Source organism: Chryseobacterium sp. NRRL B-14798, from assembly GCF_050470705.1.
Classification (GTDB): domain Bacteria; phylum Bacteroidota; class Bacteroidia; order Flavobacteriales; family Weeksellaceae; genus Chryseobacterium; species Chryseobacterium cupriresistens.
Map to the genome: position 1 here is coordinate 4,272,414 of NZ_JBFLUL010000005.1, position 17,701 is coordinate 4,290,114.

Annotated in this window: 16 protein-coding genes; 5 read left to right on the plus strand and 11 right to left on the minus strand. The window is 35.2% G+C overall.

What is annotated here, in order from left to right:
- The first annotated feature begins 152 nt into the window (after nucleotides 1–152).
- Nucleotides 153–2,240 (plus strand): ATP-dependent DNA helicase RecG, encoded by a 2,088-nt coding sequence (gene recG, locus AB1278_RS19535; protein WP_202843505.1) that lies wholly within the window; start codon nucleotides 153–155, stop codon nucleotides 2,238–2,240.
- A gap of 614 nt (nucleotides 2,241–2,854) precedes the next feature.
- Here recG and AB1278_RS19540 read toward each other — a convergent pair.
- The 4 genes from AB1278_RS19540 to dapA form a co-directional block, all read right to left on the minus strand.
- A complete protein-coding gene (locus tag AB1278_RS19540; RefSeq protein ID WP_202843507.1) occupies nucleotides 2,855–3,301 on the minus strand; it encodes a response regulator in 447 nt (148 codons plus the stop codon).
- Nucleotides 3,294–3,875 (minus strand): helix-turn-helix domain-containing protein, encoded by a 582-nt coding sequence (locus tag AB1278_RS19545; protein WP_110009546.1) that lies wholly within the window; start codon nucleotides 3,873–3,875, stop codon nucleotides 3,294–3,296. The genes AB1278_RS19540 and AB1278_RS19545 overlap by 8 nt, the downstream gene beginning before the upstream one ends.
- Before the next feature lie 293 nt (nucleotides 3,876–4,168).
- The gene (locus AB1278_RS19550; protein ID WP_110009547.1) at nucleotides 4,169–4,672 is read right to left on the minus strand and encodes a GNAT family N-acetyltransferase; all 504 of its coding nucleotides are present in this window, start codon (nucleotides 4,670–4,672) and stop codon (nucleotides 4,169–4,171) included.
- 117 nt (nucleotides 4,673–4,789) lie between these two features.
- Nucleotides 4,790–5,662, minus strand: a complete 873-nt coding sequence (gene dapA, locus AB1278_RS19555) for a 4-hydroxy-tetrahydrodipicolinate synthase (protein ID WP_202843509.1) — start codon at nucleotides 5,660–5,662, stop codon at nucleotides 4,790–4,792.
- Between the two features lie 107 nt (nucleotides 5,663–5,769).
- Between dapA and AB1278_RS19560 the strand changes: the two genes are divergently transcribed.
- Genes AB1278_RS19560 through recO form a run of 4 tightly spaced genes read left to right on the plus strand, consistent with a single transcriptional unit; the run spans nucleotide 5,770 to nucleotide 10,418 of the window.
- Nucleotides 5,770–6,525 (plus strand): 5'-nucleotidase C-terminal domain-containing protein, encoded by a 756-nt coding sequence (locus tag AB1278_RS19560; protein ID WP_202843511.1) that lies wholly within the window; start codon nucleotides 5,770–5,772, stop codon nucleotides 6,523–6,525.
- A gap of 2 nt (nucleotides 6,526–6,527) precedes the next feature.
- Nucleotides 6,528–7,478: a bifunctional metallophosphatase/5'-nucleotidase gene (locus AB1278_RS19565; protein ID WP_202843513.1), complete on the plus strand. Its 951-nt coding sequence runs from the start codon at nucleotides 6,528–6,530 to the stop codon at nucleotides 7,476–7,478.
- A gap of 1 nt (nucleotide 7,479) precedes the next feature.
- Nucleotides 7,480–9,732 carry a T9SS type A sorting domain-containing protein gene (locus tag AB1278_RS19570; protein ID WP_202843518.1) on the plus strand — a complete coding sequence of 751 codons (2,253 nt, stop codon included), beginning with the start codon at nucleotides 7,480–7,482 and terminating at the stop codon, nucleotides 9,730–9,732.
- Complete coding sequence (gene recO, locus AB1278_RS19575) at nucleotides 9,732–10,418, plus strand: DNA repair protein RecO (protein WP_429816477.1); 687 nt, start codon at nucleotides 9,732–9,734, stop codon at nucleotides 10,416–10,418. Before AB1278_RS19570 ends, recO begins: the two co-directional genes overlap by 1 nt.
- A 6-nt stretch (nucleotides 10,419–10,424) precedes the next feature.
- On the opposite strand, the gene AB1278_RS19580 is transcribed toward recO, so the two are convergent.
- The 7 genes from AB1278_RS19580 to AB1278_RS19610 form a co-directional block, all read right to left on the minus strand.
- On the minus strand, nucleotides 10,425–13,085 hold the full coding sequence (locus AB1278_RS19580; RefSeq protein ID WP_429816480.1) for an MGH1-like glycoside hydrolase domain-containing protein: 2,661 nt from the start codon (nucleotides 13,083–13,085) through the stop codon (nucleotides 10,425–10,427).
- A 120-nt stretch (nucleotides 13,086–13,205) separates the two neighbouring features.
- Nucleotides 13,206–14,015, minus strand: coding sequence for a glucose 1-dehydrogenase (locus AB1278_RS19585; RefSeq protein ID WP_429816483.1), 810 nt, complete (start codon nucleotides 14,013–14,015; stop codon nucleotides 13,206–13,208).
- Between the two features lie 73 nt (nucleotides 14,016–14,088).
- On the minus strand, nucleotides 14,089–14,562 hold the full coding sequence (locus tag AB1278_RS19590) for a GNAT family N-acetyltransferase (protein WP_411414310.1): 474 nt from the start codon (nucleotides 14,560–14,562) through the stop codon (nucleotides 14,089–14,091).
- Nucleotides 14,563–14,566: 4 nt separating this feature from the next.
- The gene (locus AB1278_RS19595; protein WP_429816487.1) at nucleotides 14,567–15,184 is read right to left on the minus strand and encodes a DUF1684 domain-containing protein; all 618 of its coding nucleotides are present in this window, start codon (nucleotides 15,182–15,184) and stop codon (nucleotides 14,567–14,569) included.
- Between the two features lie 58 nt (nucleotides 15,185–15,242).
- Nucleotides 15,243–15,644 (minus strand): hypothetical protein, encoded by a 402-nt coding sequence (locus AB1278_RS19600; protein WP_110009557.1) that lies wholly within the window; start codon nucleotides 15,642–15,644, stop codon nucleotides 15,243–15,245.
- Nucleotides 15,645–15,711: 67 nt separating this feature from the next.
- On the minus strand, nucleotides 15,712–16,512 hold the full coding sequence (locus AB1278_RS19605) for a GLPGLI family protein (protein WP_429816490.1): 801 nt from the start codon (nucleotides 16,510–16,512) through the stop codon (nucleotides 15,712–15,714).
- A 50-nt stretch (nucleotides 16,513–16,562) separates the two neighbouring features.
- Nucleotides 16,563–17,558, minus strand: coding sequence for a PDDEXK nuclease domain-containing protein (locus tag AB1278_RS19610; protein ID WP_429816493.1), 996 nt, complete (start codon nucleotides 17,556–17,558; stop codon nucleotides 16,563–16,565).
- Nucleotides 17,559–17,701 lie beyond the last annotated feature (143 nt).

Below are 17,701 nucleotides of genomic sequence, written 5' to 3' on the forward strand. Positions count from 1 at the left end.
CACCGATTTTCTGTTTCAATGCTAAAAAATTCATTATAGAGACTTCCAATTTTTTTGGAAGTCTTTTTTATTTTACCGAAATTCGGACCTTTATTTTTATTATCCGAAATAAGAATCAAAAAGTTCGAAAAACAGTATCCTGAAACCTGACAATGAATCTCGAAACCTCCATAGAATATGTAAAAGGAATAGGTCCGGAAAGAGCCAAACTCATCAAAAGTGTGTTGGGCTTATCTACTGTGGAAGATATGTTGAATTTCTACCCTATCCGTTATCTGGACAAAAGTAAAATCTATACTGTTTCTCAGCTTAGAGAAGAGACCAGTCAGGAAATACAGCTGAAGGGTAGAATTACTCAGGTACAGGAAATTCAGACCGGTAAAACCAAGCGATTATCTGCAAAGTTCAATGATGAAACAGGTAGTATAGATCTGGTTTGGTTTCAATATTCCAAGTGGTTGAAAGAACAGCTTCCCATCAACAGGGAAGTTTATATCTTCGGAAAGATTAATGTTTTCAACCGCCAGTTTTCCATGCCGCATCCGGAAATTGAAGCGGAAGAAAAAAAAGAGGGTGACACCCGCCTTAAACCTATTTATCCAAGTTCTGAAAAACTAACCAAAAGAGGATTAAACCAACGATTTTTCCAGAATGTTTTAAGAAATATCTGCAGAGAGATTCCGAGTCTTATTGAAGAAAATTTTCCGGAATATCTGATGAAAACCTTTAAATTCATGTCCAGGCAGCATGCTTTTCTGAATGTACATTTTCCAAAAGATCAGGAGCATTTTGATAAAGCAGATTACAGACTGAAATTTGAAGAATCATTTTTCTTTCAGTTAGGATACGGTTTAAAGAAGCTTCATCATAAAACACAATCCCACGGTAATCCTTTCCCTATTATTGGAGATCACTTCAATGATTTTTATGAAAACCATCTTCCTTTTGAGCTTACCAATGCACAAAAAAGAGTTTTAAAGGAAATTCGTATGGATATGAAAAGGCCGATTCAGATGAACAGGCTTTTACAGGGAGATGTAGGATCAGGAAAAACAATGGTTGCCCTTCTTACCATGCTTATCGCAATGGACAATGGGTTTCAGAGCTGCCTGATGGCTCCAACGGAGATTCTTGCCCAGCAGCATTACAATGGTATCAAAGAGCTGTTGGAAAAAACAGGAATCAATATCCGCCTCCTCACAGGTTCTACCAAAGCAGCAGAAAGAAGAATTATCCATGAAGAACTGGAAAGTGGTACACTTTCTATTTTGGTAGGAACTCATGCCGTTTTAGAAGATAAAGTTAAATTTAAAAATCTGGGATTAGCCATTATTGATGAGCAGCATAGATTCGGAGTTGCTCAAAGGGCTAAACTCTGGGCTAAAAATAAGATTCCGCCTCATATTCTGGTGATGACCGCCACACCAATTCCAAGAACTCTGGCCATGAGTTTTTATTCTGATCTGGATGTTTCGGTAATTGATGAAATGCCTGTGGGAAGAAAGCCTATTATTACAGCCCACCGCCGGGAAAAAGACAGACTGTATGTATATAACTTTTGTAAAGATGAAATAAAAAAAGGAAGACAGGTTTATTTCGTATATCCTCTCATCGAAGAATCAGAAACGCTGGATTATAAAAACCTTATGGAAGGTTTGGAGCATGTGATGGATTATTTTTCAGAATATAATGTCACTATGCTTCACGGGAAAATGAAACCGGATGAAAAAGATGCTGCCATGGCTTATTTTGCTTCAGGAAAAGCTGAAATAATGGTTGCAACCACAGTAATTGAAGTTGGGGTAAATGTTCCGAATGCTTCGGTAATGGTGATTGAAAGTTCTGAAAGGTTCGGACTATCACAGCTTCACCAGCTCAGAGGACGTGTAGGAAGAGGTGCTGAACAAAGTTACTGTATCCTGATGACTTCCGATAAATTATCAAAAGAAAGCCGAACACGTATTAAAACAATGACTGAAACCAATGATGGTTTTAAAATTTCTGAGGTAGATATGCAGCTTCGCGGGCCCGGAGATATACTGGGAACCCAGCAAAGTGGTGTGGTAGATTTTAAAAGACTGGATCTTATTAATGACTCGGCGATCATCAAAACAACAAAAAATACGGTAGAAAGAATACTGGAAGCTGATCCTATGCTTTCAAGACCTGACAATCTGATCATCAAAAATTATTATATCAGATACTACAAAGGAAAAAATAAGTGGAGTAAAATATCATAAAAAAACCGCAGAAAAAAACTTCCTGCGGCCCCCTTATAAAACTGTTATTTAGAAGAAATTACTTTTTGGTATGTCCAAAAAAATTTATTTTAATAGTTCAGGTTTAATATTTTGTGATGTGGTGTGAAAATATTTATATAACAATATAATAATGAGCTAAAACCATTACTATTAAAATAAATTATAAAAAAACAAAATGAATTATTTTTTCCAACTTGCTTATTATAAAAACTAACTGTGTTTCGATGGAGATGAGGGAATGAAACGAATAAAAATACCTCCAACTACTTATTGAGTTTTCATGATTGTACCGTTTTGTTTAAAGATCTTCTGTGCTTTAAAATTGGAAAATTAGTATAATTCATTTTGTTTAACTAACATCGTGATTTATATAATTTTTTTATTTTTAGAAACAATTACTTCTCATTCATCTGTATCTTGTACTATATAATAAATTTGTGTCTGAGTTTACTTTTACAAATGTCCGTATATTAATTCAGATGCCTTTTATATTATTTTAATGATTAGTTATAAAATTTTCACCTATTTGTGAATAGTATGCAATAAATACGATTTTTAAATTATTAACATTAAATTAATAAATCCTTTATTCATCATACTTTCAGGATTAAATTATCTTTATTCAAACCCGACGTGTGATACTGCCAGTTGATGGTAATAACTTCTGTAAGAACCTTTCTGAGTTTATCAAAACAGTCCGGTTTTTTCATAAAAATGTGAGCACCTTTCACAAAAATTTCTTCTACTTCATTTTCCGGAATCGGATCAGAAAAAATGGCTGTCACCATGTTGTTGAATTTTGCATTCGAACTGATATCTTCCAGACATTCCATGCTCTCTTTTCCGGGAATCATATAATTTATAAAAACAAGTTCCGGAACTACGGCATCATCATTATTCAGGTATTCCATCAGGCTGTTCCCGTTACTGAAACATTGAACTTTTATAGAGATTTTCAACTCTTTCAGAATTTTTTTAAAAAAAATCAAGATGTTTTCATCGTTATCTGCTACTATTACGTTCAGAAATTCTTTATTCATACTGCATTTTAGGGTTTATTACCGTGCTTTGTACTCTTCTTCGCCTGCCAATAATTTTTTGAAACTGGGATGGAGTAATTCCTGTTGTATTTTTAAATTGGGTACTTAAATGCGCCACACTGGAATAGTTCAGCTTATGGGCAATTTCTGTAAGGCTTTGTTTGTTTCTTATGATAAGAGCCTTCGCATGCTCTATCTTCTGCAGAATAATAAAATTCTCAATAGAGGTAAAAGCAACTTCTGAAAACAGATTGGAAAGGTATCCATAGCTGTGATTAAGTTTTTCAGAAATATAGATAGATGCTTTTACAGGTATAATTTCATCAGAAAAGACAAGCTCTACAATAGCATCTTTGATTTTCTGTACCAACGCGTTTTTTTGGCTTTCTATGATCTCGATACCATAATCTTCAAGATTTTTCTTAAAAAGATTGTGCTGTTCCTGAGTAAGGGGCTCATAGAATTCCACCTCACCGAAGTTCAGTAACCTGTACTTCAGCCCGTGTTCTTTAAGTTTCTCGTCCAATACCTTTTTACAAAGAGCATTGAAATCAAATTTAACATACATTTTCATCCTAGTATATATAAGCCAATTTATGGAGTAAATATAATAATTTATTTCAAGTAAATGTGAAATAGGTATATATTTTTAATATTTTACTATAAATACGAAAAAACTCCTGTATTTTAGAATACAGGAATTTAAACACTAAGGATGAAAAAAATATACTGATAAAAAGCTTTTCAGCTCAAAACCAAGCATATGAATGTATTGTATAAGTGATTTGGTTCTGAAGCAAAGATGAATCAAAAAAAGAAATCACTTGTTATAGAATTACAGGATAAAGTTACAAAATTTTAAGTCATTTATCTGTGAATTAGATATTCCATAAGAAAATCATCCATCACAAAACCGTTACCAATATCAAAGACACCTTCGTCATACACTCTATATCCCTGGGATTCGTAGAAGTTTCTGGCTGAATTGTATTTATTGACATTCAGGATAATTCTGTTGTTTCCGTTTTCAGAAACTTTCTCATTCAGAAACTGAAGTGCTCCTTTCCCAAATCCTTTTCCTTTACTCTCAGGAACCAGATAAATCCTGTGTAACTTTGTGGTTTCCTCTTCATAGTTGTGCTCATATCCGATAAAGCCTTCACAAGTATTATTATTTTCATCCTGAATAAGATAATAATGATAATTCGGATTTTGGAAATGATGTAAAATTTCATTTTCAGAATACATTTCTGAGAGCATAAACTCCATTTGTTCTTTGGAAAGAATGTCTGCATAGGCATTTTCCCATGATCGTCTTGCAAGATCCTGAATCAACGGGATGTCTGCAGCTGTTGCCTGTTGTAATTTCATGATTGGTTATATTATGATGATTAAAAAAAGTGAAAAGCCTAAACTTTTCACTCTTTATATTGTTCAATGATATTGATGAGTTTTAACATGATTAAAATTCATTTTGTCAGATCATTATTAAATCTTAGCCATTTCAGCTTTAATTTTTGCATGAAGACCTTCAGAAGCTTTTACCAAAGGAAGTCTAAGATAATTTTTGATGATTCCTTTTTCAGCCAATATTACCTTAATACCACAAGGATTACCTTCAGCAAAAATCAGGCGGGTAATATCTACCAGTTTGTTGTGAATTTCATAAGCTTCCTTTACTTTACCTTCGAAAGCCAGCTGTACCATTGTTGAAAATTCTTTAGGATACGCCTGTCCGATTACGGAAATTACACCATCTCCACCGGCTAATGTTACAGGTAATGTATATTCATCATCTCCTGAAACTAAAGAAAATCCTTCAGGTTTCTTTCTCAGAATATCAAAATACTGAAGAATGTTAGGAGAAGCTTCTTTAATCAAAAACAAATTCGGGAATTCCTTTGCAAGACGAAGTGTAGTATCAGCTTCTACATTTTGCCCTGTTCTTGACGGAACATTATAAATGATAATATTTTTTCCTGTGGAAGCTAATGCCTTATAATGCTGATAAAGCCCTTCCTGGTTCGGTTTATTATAATATGGAGATACTGAAAGTACTGCTTCAAATGCAGAAAGATCAGCTTCTTCAATCTGTTTCTTGACTTCAAGAGTATTGTTGCCGCCAATTCCCAAAACCAATGGAAGACGTTTATTATTCACCTTAATGATATGCTCAATTACCTGTTTCTTCTCCTCTGCAGAAAGCGTTGCGGCTTCTGCCGTTGTTCCCAATACTACCAAATAATTGGTTCCGTTTTCGATATTGTACTCCACAAGTTTTGTTAAACTGTCGAAGTCTACGGATAAATCTTCATTAAAGGGCGTTACCAATGCAACACCTACTCCTTTTAAAATGCTCATCTGTTAGAATTATTTTTGCCAAATTTAATCATTTACGGTAAGAATTTGTAATAAATAATAATGTTTTATTATACATATAGTTATATTTGCATATACTAAAAGAGATTATGAAAAATAAATTCTTGTTATTAGGAATTGCTCTGGTGTCGCTTACTGCATGCAAAACGGCTTCTGTGCCGCAGCTTGTGAATGTAAAGACCCAGAAAAATATTTCTATTAATAATGAGCTAAAGAATGATGAGGAGTTTGTAAAATTGATCGAACCTTATAAGCAGAAACTGGATCAAGAAATGAACCAGAAGATTTCACATACCAATGTGGATCTTACCAAACAGGGCGATAACAGCAATCTGGGTAATCTTTTAGCTGACTATACGTTTGAAGGAGGTAATGAGTGGATCAAAACTCATCTTAAGCAAAATGTAGATGCTGCACTGATCAATATCGGAGGGATCCGTACCACTATCGGAAAAGGAGATATTTTACTTAAAAATGTATTTGAGGTAATGCCTTTCGAAAATGAAGTAGTGATTGTGAAAATGAAGGGAGCAGATTTACAGGGTCTTTTTGAGTATTATGCAAAAACGCAGGTCAACAATCCTGTTTCTCATTTATACATTGAAACAAAAAACGGACAGGTAACCAAAGCCTTAATCAACGGCAACACAGTAGATCCGGCTAAAGATTATTATATTGCCACTTCAGACTATCTTGCCCTGGGCGGAGACAATATGAAATTCTTTGCTAAAGGAGAAACCATTGCAACAGGGATTAAAATGAGAGATATGTTTATCGATTATTTTAAAAAATCACCTGAAGTGGTGGTTAATTCGGATGTTCGTTTAAATTTTATCGGGAAGTAATAATGGATAGAAAAAGTTTTTTAAAAGCAATAGGAGGCGGATCTTTAGCAATGGCTTTAGCTCCCAATATGATGATGGCGGAGGAATTAAAAATTCTTAATTTAAAATCTGCAAATAAACTGACTATTCTTCATACCAATGACCAACATAGCAGAATAGAGCCTTTTGACGCGAGCTATACCAAAAATCCCAATCAGGGAGGTTTTGCAAGAAGGGCAAGCTTAATCCAACAGATCAGAAACCAGGAAAGCAATGTTCTTCTTCTTGATTCAGGGGATATTTTTCAGGGAACACCTTATTTTAATTTCTTTGGAGGTGAGCTGGAATTCAAATTAATGTCTATGATGAAATATGACGCCTCTACCATGGGAAATCATGATTTCGACAATGGACTTGATGGATTTTTAAAGGTGCTTCCAAATGCGAAGTTTCCATTTATCTGTTCCAACTATGACTTTAAAAATACCATTCTTGACGGGAAAACCTCTCCTTATCAGATATTCAACAAAAATGGAATCAAAGTAGGGATTTTCGGGGTGGGAATCCAGCTGGATGGTCTTGTAGGTAAAAAACAGTACGGGGAAACTGTTTATTCCAACCCGATTGATGTAGCACAGCATTATTCAAATTTTCTGAAAAAAGATCAGAAATGTGATCTGGTGATTTGTCTTTCGCACATCGGATACGACTACAGAGACGAACCGGATAAAATAAGTGATAAAATTTTAGCGGCCAATACAGAAAATATTGATATTATCTTAGGAGGCCATACTCATACATTCTTACCGGAACCACAATCCTTTACCAACAGACAAGGCAAAAATGTTCTTGTCAATCAGGTGGGATGGGCTGGTCTTCTTTTAGGTAGGATAGATTTTTATTTTGATACAAACAAAAACGTACAGCATATTTCCTGGAACAATCAGGTGATAGATAGCAGCATAACCGCATAATATGAAAAAACTTTCTCTAATTTCTCTTGGTATTTTAGCATCCCTGCAGCTGACAAAAGCACAGGTTATTTCATCAAAAAAATGGGCAGATCTGTTTTCCTATAATAATGTCTTAGCCATGAAAGAAGACAATGGAAAAATCATTGCAGCCACCCAAAACGGAATATTCTATTATACAATATCAACCGGAGAAATTACGAAGTTATCTAAAGCCAACGGGCTGCATAATATCGGAATCACAGCTTTTGATTATAATCCACAGACTAAAACAGGACTTATCGGTTATGAAAACGGTTCTATGGATGTTATTACGCCTCAGGAGATCAAATATATTGTTGATATTCCCATTGCTACAGGATATAATGGGGACAAAAAGATCAACCACATTTCCATAACCGGAGATCAGGCTGTCATTTCTGTTGGGTATGGAGTTTCCATCTTTAACCTTCAGAATAAAGAATTTGGTGATTCTGCATTTTTCCTGACCGGTGGGATTTATCAGGCAAGTAATGAAGCCACCATATTTGGGAATAAAGTATATTCTGTAACGGATACAGGTTTGAAAAGCCATCAAATGAATACTACATTTCCTGTATTTTCTACATGGACAACGGAAGCTCCCGGAGCTTTCAAACATATAGATTCAGAATCAGAACTGGTTTTCTCAACGGCTACAGCAGCTTATATTTATAATAACGGTACCCCGACACAACTTCCTACTACTTTTGAAAAAATCAGGGATGTTGTTATTACCTCCAATAGCATTGTCGTTACAGATAACAGAGTATATACTTATGGAATCAATGGAGTATCACAAAATGCGGTAAGTCTTGGTGAAGAATGCAATACTGCATTAACAGCTGGCGGAAAGATTTTAGGAGGAACGGTATTATCGGGAATTAAGGATGAAAGTAACAATACTTTTAAACCTTCCGGACCTTACTTCAATTTTGCTTATAATATCAATCTTTTTGATAATAACCAACTTCTGGTTTCTACCGGAGCAAGAGCGAATAACTATAACGAACCGGTTAGTAATCCTAAAAAACCTGGATTTTACTATTTTACTGGTACAGAATGGGTGTATCCTTCTTTTTTTGTTAATAACCCACAGTCTATCAATGTACTGGATGCTACATTAAGTCCTTTTAGTAATAATGAAGTATTTTTCACCAATTATACGATGTTTGATAATGGGGTCTACAAAATGAAGTACAATGCTACCAGCAAGGATTTTGAACTGGTAAAGTATTATAATCTTGGAGCACAGCCTTATTACAGACGCCCTGTAGGTTTTGCCACAGACTCTCAGAGTAATCTTTTTGTATCTTTTGGTTTCAATGATGGGAATCCATCTATAGGAATTTACGATAAAGCAGCAGATGATTTTGTTATTAAGAAAATAGTTCTGGCCAGTGATGGTACTCAAAAACCGGTTTTCCACGAAAATATGTTGTGGACTCCGCTGCCAAGATCCAATAACTTCTGGGTATATGATTATAAAAATGCTCTTAACCTTTCCGATGATTCAGATTATATTCTGGGAACATCTAATGGATTTAACAGTTCAGGAGGAATTTTATCTGTAGCCTTTGATAAGGCTGGTGATGCATGGATTGGTACGGACGGAGGTCTGAGGATCATGTCAAACTCAGCATCAGAAATAAAAAGTGCCCAGCCTAAAGTAGAACCTATAGTGATAGAGCAGAATGGTTTGGGTGAAGAGCTTTTCAGAGAATCAGCAATTCTTCAGATTGCAGTAGATGGAGGTGATTATAAATGGGTATCCGTTGACGGCGGCGGTGTTTACTATCTGTCTTCAGACGGTCAGAGAACCATAAAACATTTTACAAAGGAAAATTCACCTCTTCCTACCAATAGTGTTACTGATATCAAAATTGATAAAAAAACAGGCAAGGTGTATTTTGTAACGTATAATGGTATTGTAACCTATCAGGGCGATGTTGCTGATGTAACATCCAATTTCGGTGATGTTGTAGTATATCCTAATCCTGTTGTTTATTCAAACTTTAAAGGAAAAGTAACGATAAAAGGTCTTGCAGAAAAAACCAATATAAGAATCGTGGATGCTGCAGGAAATGTAGTACACTCTGCCGTTGCACGTGGAGGTTATTATGAATGGGATCTCAATAATCAGAAAGGAACAAGAGTAGCTTCAGGGATTTATTTTGTCCTGATGACGAACGAAGACGGATCTGATAAAGCTACCGCCAAAATAGGAGTGGTTAATTAATGAATTCACAAAACGGTTTTTTACTTTCATTTATCAAATACGGGGAAAATGATGTGGTATTGCATTGTTTTACAGAAGAAGAGGGTTTTCAAAGCTATTTTCTGAAAGGAATTTATTCCAAAAAGAACAAAAAGAAAGCCCTGCTTCAGCCGCTGAGCCATCTCAATTTTTCCATTAATCCAGCACGGGGCAACGGAATCCCGACTGTTTCAAAATTTGAATTGGTAAAAAACAATGACATTTATACAGATATAAAGGTCAATACTGTCATTTTCTTTATCTCGGATTTTCTGAGTCATATTCTTAAGCATGAGAATAAAAATATTCCCGTCTATTCCGGTATTGATCATCTTATCACTGAGCTGAACAATAGAAATTATCAGGCACATCTTCTGTTTTTACTGGCTTTTTTAAAAATTCAGGGTGTAGCTCCATTATTGAGTGAAGGTAATTTCTTAGATCCGGAAACCGGCACTTTTTCTCCGGGAATAAGTCATCAGCTTTTTAATGAAGAGATTTCAATGATATGGAAAGAAGCTCTTTGTGCAGAAGATTTTTATGCCACAAAAATCCGTTCTTCTTTGAGAAAAGATTTCCTTGACAGTCTTTTGGTGTACTATCATTATCATATCACGGACTTCAAAACTCCGGCCTCACTTGAAATTATACAGCAGATATTTGAATAAACCAACTTATTGTTTTTCTGCATTATCCGGCATTTCAGTTTCGGATTCTGCCATTTCTTTTTTGGAAAATCTGGGCTGAAGAATCTTAGCAATAAGTCCCGTCCAGCCTGTCTGATGGGAAGCTCCTACTCCACGGCCGTTGTCTCCATGGAAATATTCATAGAAAAGGATATAATCTTTAAAATCCAGATCGGTCTGAAATCTTTCATACTGTCCATGAACCGGGCGTTTACCATTTTCATCCTTTAAAAATATTTTCGCGAGCCTCTTATTTAAGGCATCTGCAATCTGATCAAGGTCTGAATAATTACCGCTGCCCGTAGGATATTCTACCAAAAAATCCGGACTGTAATAGAAGAAAAAACGCTGAAGACTGTCAATAATAAGAAAATTGATCGGAAACCATACGGGGCCGCGCCAGTTGCTGTTTCCACCAAACAAGCCGCTGTCACTTTCAGCAGGGGTATATTTAACAGTAAAATCCGTTTCATTCAGAGTTAAAGTATAAGGATTTCTTTCATACTCTTTGGATAAAGCTCTTACTCCGTAATCACTTAGAAACTCATCCGGATTCAACATCCGGTTTAACAGCCTTTTCAGACGATGTCCCCGAAGCAGAGATAAAAGATGTTTTGAATCCTGTCCTTTCACTTCCCATCTTGAAACCAGAGAAGCCAGTTCAGGTTTATTATCCAGTACCCATTTCATTCTTTTTTTGAAATTGGGAAGGTTTTCAATCATTTCATCATCAATAACCTCAACAGCAAACATCGGGATCAACCCAACGATGGTTCTTAATTTCAAATACATATGAGTTCCGTCACTGGAAGTAATTGCATCATAGAAAAATTCATCCTGCTCATCCCAAAGACTGAAATTCTCATCCCCCATATTATCCAATGAATGGGCAATCGACAGGAAATGTTCAAAGAATTTCATCGCCATCTCCTCATACACCTTATTGTAAAGGGCCAGTTCCAGGGCAATTCTCATCATATTGAGGGCAAACATAGCCATCCAGCTCGTTCCGTCCGACTGTTCCAGCTGTTCTCCGTTGGGTAAAACAGAATTCCTGTCAAAAACACCGATATTATCAAGCCCCAGGAATCCTCCTTCAAAGATATTATTACCGTTAAGGTCTTTTTTGTTAACCCACCAGGTAAAATTCATGAGCAGTTTTTGGAAAGCACTTTCCAGAAATTCCAGGTCCGGTTTGTCTTTTAAATATTCATCAATTTTAAATACCCTGAAAACCGCCCAGGCATGTACAGGAGGATTCACATCACTCAGGTTCCATTCGTAGGCAGGAAGCTGTCCGTTGGGATGCATATACCATTCAAACAGGAAAAGCTTTAACTGATGTTTGGCAAAATCCGGATCTATCAGTGAAAAGCTGATGGTGTGAAATGCAAGATCCCACGTTGCATACCATGGATATTCCCATTTATCAGGCATTGAAATGATATGCTCATTGTTCAGATGTTTCCAGTCGTAGTTTCTTATCGTTTCCCGGGATTTTGGCGGAGGCATTTCGGAAGGATCACCTTTCAGCCATTTTTCTACATTGTAATGGTAAAACATTTTATTCCAAAGCATTCCTGCAAAAGCCTGTCTCTGAACCAGTTTTTCATCTTCCGAAGCAATTCCTTTCTGGATTTCTGCATAAAACTCGTCTGCTTCTTTTTGTCTTTGTTTAAAAAGAATATCGAAATCTTTAAAAGGTTCTCTTATATCTTTATCTGAAAGCATGAATTCAAATATTTTTGATTCTCCCGCTTTAAAATCTTCATCAATAAAGAAAGAAGCTTTGGTTCCTGCATTTTGTGGATTTACAGACTGGGAACTTCCCGTCATCACAAAATTATTTATTCCATCTTTACAGTATTTTGAATCATTAGAACATTGATAAAGCTTTTCATTATTGGTTTCATTATTACAAAACAAGGTCTTTAAGGACTTTTTTGCATACACATTTTTAATCTCAATATCCTGATGATTGACTTTAATATGGTCAGCATCTTCCGCAGACAATTGGGGTTTATAATCATCATATCCCCATTTCCAGGTATTTCTGAACCAAACTGTCGGCAAAATGACCAGAGATGCTTCTTTTTCAGATTTATTGATAATTGTTAATCTTACTAGAATATCATTCTGACTTTCCTTTGCATATTCTATAAAAATATCAAAATAGTCATTCTGATCAAAAATTCCTGTATCAATCAGCTCATATTCCGGATCCTCTTTTCCTCTTTCAGCATTTATTTTTACAAGCTGCTCATAAGGAAATGCATTCTGAGGGTACTTATACAGCATCTTCATATAAGAATGTGTAGGAGTAGAATCAAGATAATAGAAATATTCCTTTACATCTTCACCATGATTCCCTTGTCCGTTTGTGAGTCCAAAGAACCGCTCTTTCACCATTTTGTCCTTTTTATTCCAGAAACCTACAGAGAATACAAGTTTCTGACGGTCGTCACAGATTCCGCATATCCCTTCTTCACCCCAACGGTATGTTTTGGCTTCTGCGATATCGTGGCCTGTGTAATTCCAGGCATCTCCGTCTTCACTGTAGTCTTCACGAACGAGCCCCCATTCACGGTTACTGACATAGGGCCCCCATTTTTTCCATGAAACATCTGAAATTCTCTGTTTTTCCGTCATAAGCAATAATTATGAGTAATGAATACTAAGTAATGAGTAATATTTTAATTCCGTTTCAAACTCTAAGAACAACTTCAAAACTTTAAACCTTGAACATTAAACTTTGAACTTCGAATTCCTTTATCCTCCGGTAGAAAAACTCTCAAACGTAGTCATTCCACCATCCACGAAAATGCTTGTTCCGGTAATATAATCTGCAAGATCACTAGCAAGAAATACAGCTAAATTTCCGATATCCTGCGGTTGTCCGATTCTGTTATAAGGAATAAGGCTGAGAAGAGAATTAAGGGCTTCCGGAGTATCCCATGCATTCAAGTTAATCGGCGTCTGAATCGCTCCCGGACAAATGGAATTGACACGGATTTTGTCCGCACCATATTCCTGAGCAAGCGTTTGCATCAACATTCTGATTGCCCCTTTACTGGAAGCGTAATTAGCATGACCCGCCCACGGAATAATTTCATGGACTGAACTGATATGAATAATTTTCCCACATGCAACAGAGCGGGAAGTGTCGATTCCTCTTCGCAGAAATTCTTTAATGGCTTCTTTGGCGCATAGAAATTGTCCCGTCAGATTAACTCCTATGACCGCATTCCATTGGTCAAGAGTCATTTCAGTAAATTTCGCGTCTTTCTGAATCCCTGCATTATTGATCAGAATATCTACAGTCTGGTACTCAGCAATGACATCCTGAAACATTCTAATGACCTGATCTTCTTTGGAAACATCACATTGGTAGGTCATTCCTTTCCCTCCGGCCTCCGTTATTTCCTTTAAAACAGCTTTGGCTTCATCTGTAGATCTGTATGAGGAATGGTTGACAATGACTGTTGCTCCTGCTGCGGCCAATGATTTTGCAATTCCTGAACCGATTCCACTGGAAGCTCCTGTGACTACAGCCACCTGGTTTTGAAGTGATATTTCCATGTTTTGTAATTTGATGTTACTCAAAGTTATGGAAAGATATCAGCAGATAAAAAATTATGATTTTAAAATTTTATTAAAGTTTTTTGTACATCAGATATTGAGGCCCGCTTCTTCCGATTCTGGTCTTACCGTCGTAAATATATCCTGCCATAAGGTAAATATGGTAAGCAGAATCGTTTTTCTGATTGACGGCCAATACAATTTCATCGCAGGTTTTAAAGTGGTTTCTGACAAAATGCCCCACTTCAAGCATCGCCGCTTTTCCAATTCCTTTGCCCTGCATCCCGGGATTCACAGATAAAGATCGTAACAACGTTGAGTTTTCATTATCAGTAATTTCCAGTTTATCTTTCCCGAAATCAAGGACAAAAAAGCCTGCAGGCAGATCGTTGTAAAATATAGTCACGGGAAATGCATCGTTATCATCCCGCTCACTGATGCTTTGCAAAGCCTGTTGAGCAGTCGCTGTAAATCTCATCTGATTTTCATCCAAAGCATAGCTGACCCCGGAAAGATCTTCTGGTTTAAAGAATTCTAAATGTATCATAGTATTAGTGATGGTAAATATCTTCATACATTACCCCTGTACGGATTTCCACGGGAAGCTTATTTTCCTCCGGAACAATCGGGCAGTTGTAATCATAAGCATTATAAGCACAGAACGGATGGTAAGATTGATTAAAATCAAGCACAATGGTATTTCCTTTCGGGATTTTAAGATCCATATATTTCCCTCCTCCATACGTTTCTTTTTCATTGGTTGCATCACGGAACGGAAGGAAAAGATAGTCTTTGTATTTTTCCTGTTTGATCAGATCCAGGCTTTGGTATAACGTTACAGTATACGGCTTGCCATCTAATGTAAAGGTTGCTTTTCCATATTCCTGATACGATTTGGTTTTCCCTGAAGACGTAGGAAGGTCAAAGGGTTTTGTATCTTCTGATTTTACAAATTGTGCAGTAACTCTGTATTTAGCATCAAAAGGGAAGAAAGGATGTCCTTTAAAATTTTTAAAATTATCACCTCTTAATGGAGTTTCCTTTGGGTTAAGATATTCTGCATTGAGTTCTTTCTGAAACTTCTGTACCTCTTTCTCTTCCTTTGACATCTTTTTCTGAGAAAAAACCCATAGAGGAAGCAGTAAAAAGAGTATGATATATTTTTTCATGAATTTAAAATTATAAGTAAAGCTATGGTTTATGAGATTATTTTAATAGTTCATTTTATTATAATGTAAAGTAAAAATCTTTTGATTCGCAATAAGCAACTTCTCCGTTAGATTTCATACGTTCCCAAACTTTGATCCGAGCTTCTTCCCAGTTATTATTTCCTCCTTCAGAAATAATACGTTTCATAAATAAATTTTTACAATGTAAAATCATCGCTCTTGAAATTCCTTTTCCTAAATAATATTTTTTTGAATCTGGAAACAAATCAACGACTTTCAAATCATTGCCATTTTCCATTTCTCGGAGGATAAAACTAAACTTGTCATGCTCTTCTTTCCCTTTCTCCCAAATTTCAAAAATTAATATATTAACATCATGGTCTTCTGAATATACTTGTTGAAAACTATATAAAAAAGAATAATTTATTTCATTTTTTGAAGTGTAGAGAATGCTTGTCATTTAATCGTAAATTAATATTTTTTCAACTCCTTTATCATAGTATGCTTTTCATTAATGTACTCACATATTATTTATAATTGATTTTGTGATTCAACTCTAAAGGATTATTTTCTTCAAGAATGGATTTTTGCGCTTCTCTGATCATTTCATTCATATCTTTTTCATTTCCCTGAGGATCTGTAAATATAACTTTTTTGGCGGTTTTGGTATTCCAGGGGTCATTATAATATGATTTTCCTAGCTGCTCATATTGTGTCCAGTCGATTTTAATTGTTTTTGTCCTTACATCAAACCTATTGCTGCCTTTTTTTACCTGTATTAAATTGAATGAGTAATCATGTTCTGTATCTTCAATGGAAATGATTAAACCAGGTAATCCATTGAAAATATAGGGGCCATCATTAAAAGGCAATTCCGTCGTAAACCAAGCAATCCAGTTTCTACCACCATAACTAACTTCTGCTTTTTGCGATCTATATTTTCCAATAGTTTTTTGTTCCGGTATGATTTTCCAATTTAGCTGTTCATCAATCGGTAGAACATAATTTGCCTTTAAGTAAGTAATAATTTTCTCTATTTTTTTATTAAGGATATCTTTTTTAATATAAAATTGATTTTCAACCCCCATTATATAGCCTCCATTTTTATTAATGAACTTCAGGGAATCAGCATTTCTGGACATGGAATCTCTAAAAATAGAAGTATTATTCTCCAAATCCAAAATCATATTTTCAGTATTAATATTTTCAGGTTTTTCCTTACTTGTTCTATATTTAGCCTCATAAATAAAGCTAAACTTTTGTGAAAAAATAGATGTTGATAGTAGTAAAAAAAATAAAATAAATTTCAATTTGTGTGGTATTTTCATAGAATCTATCGTTATTTGAGATTTTAAGAGGTTATTTATGTTGAGTATTTTTATTGTTTTTGATTGTCCAGTTCAAATTTCACTCGGTCTGCCTCTATCAAATTTTTCAGTTCTTTTTCGTCAGGAAGATATGTTCTGTATTTACTTGCGAATAGTTTCTCATTTTCTGACATTACGGAGTATTTCACTACCGTTTCATCTTTTTCGGTACATAAAATAATTCCTATTGTGGGATTGTCATCAACTCCTTTTTTAAGATCATTATACATTCTTACATACATATCCATTTGCCCAATGGCTTCGTGAGTCAGCTTATGAGTTTTAAGATCTACAAGCACAAAGCATTTAAGGTAGTAGTTGTAAAATACCAGATCTATATAGAAATCTGAAGTATCAGTAACGATATGCTGCTGTCTGGCAACAAACGCAAACCCTTTCCCTAACTCCATTAAAAATTGCTGAAGGTGCGTAATTAAAGCTGATTCTATTTGAGTTTCAGTTTGTGATATATCTGAAGGAAGTCCTAAGAATTCAAATATGTAGGGGTCTTTAATATAATTGGATATTTCTTTGTTTTCTGCTTCCGGAAATTTTAATAATCTACCTAAATACTGGCTGTCAATGTTTCTTTGAAGTGTCCTGGTATTCCAGTTTCCTTCAATAGAATGTTGTATATACTGTATTCTGTGTTCAGTATTTTCAATTCTACTAATAATTCGGTAGTGAGTCCAGCTCAATTCGGTACGCACTGCGTTCCAAATTGGAAATGCGATGAAAAAAGCCCGCATGTTATTAAGATTCCTTTCATTAAATCCCTTCCCAAATTCCACTGATAGATGATTAGCAAGATTCTTCAAGACTGATTTTCCATACTTCGCACGAAGTTCACCATTTTGTTCATCCTCAATAATAAGCTGTCCAATTTCCCAATACATTTTCAGCAATATAGTATTACTGTTTCTATAAACCTGGTCTTTGGCATCAACAATAATTTTTGCAATGGAACTGTAAAGCTCTTGATTAAATTCTGGTTTATTTTCTATCATTTACCAAAATTACAAAATTTACTGTCTCTAATTTAGCTAACCTCAAAGATCATTCTTCAGGTTTTATTAATTTATAGAACACACCAAACATTCAGCAATTTAATAAATCTAGAATAGCTATATAATCGTATTTTGAGATTTTT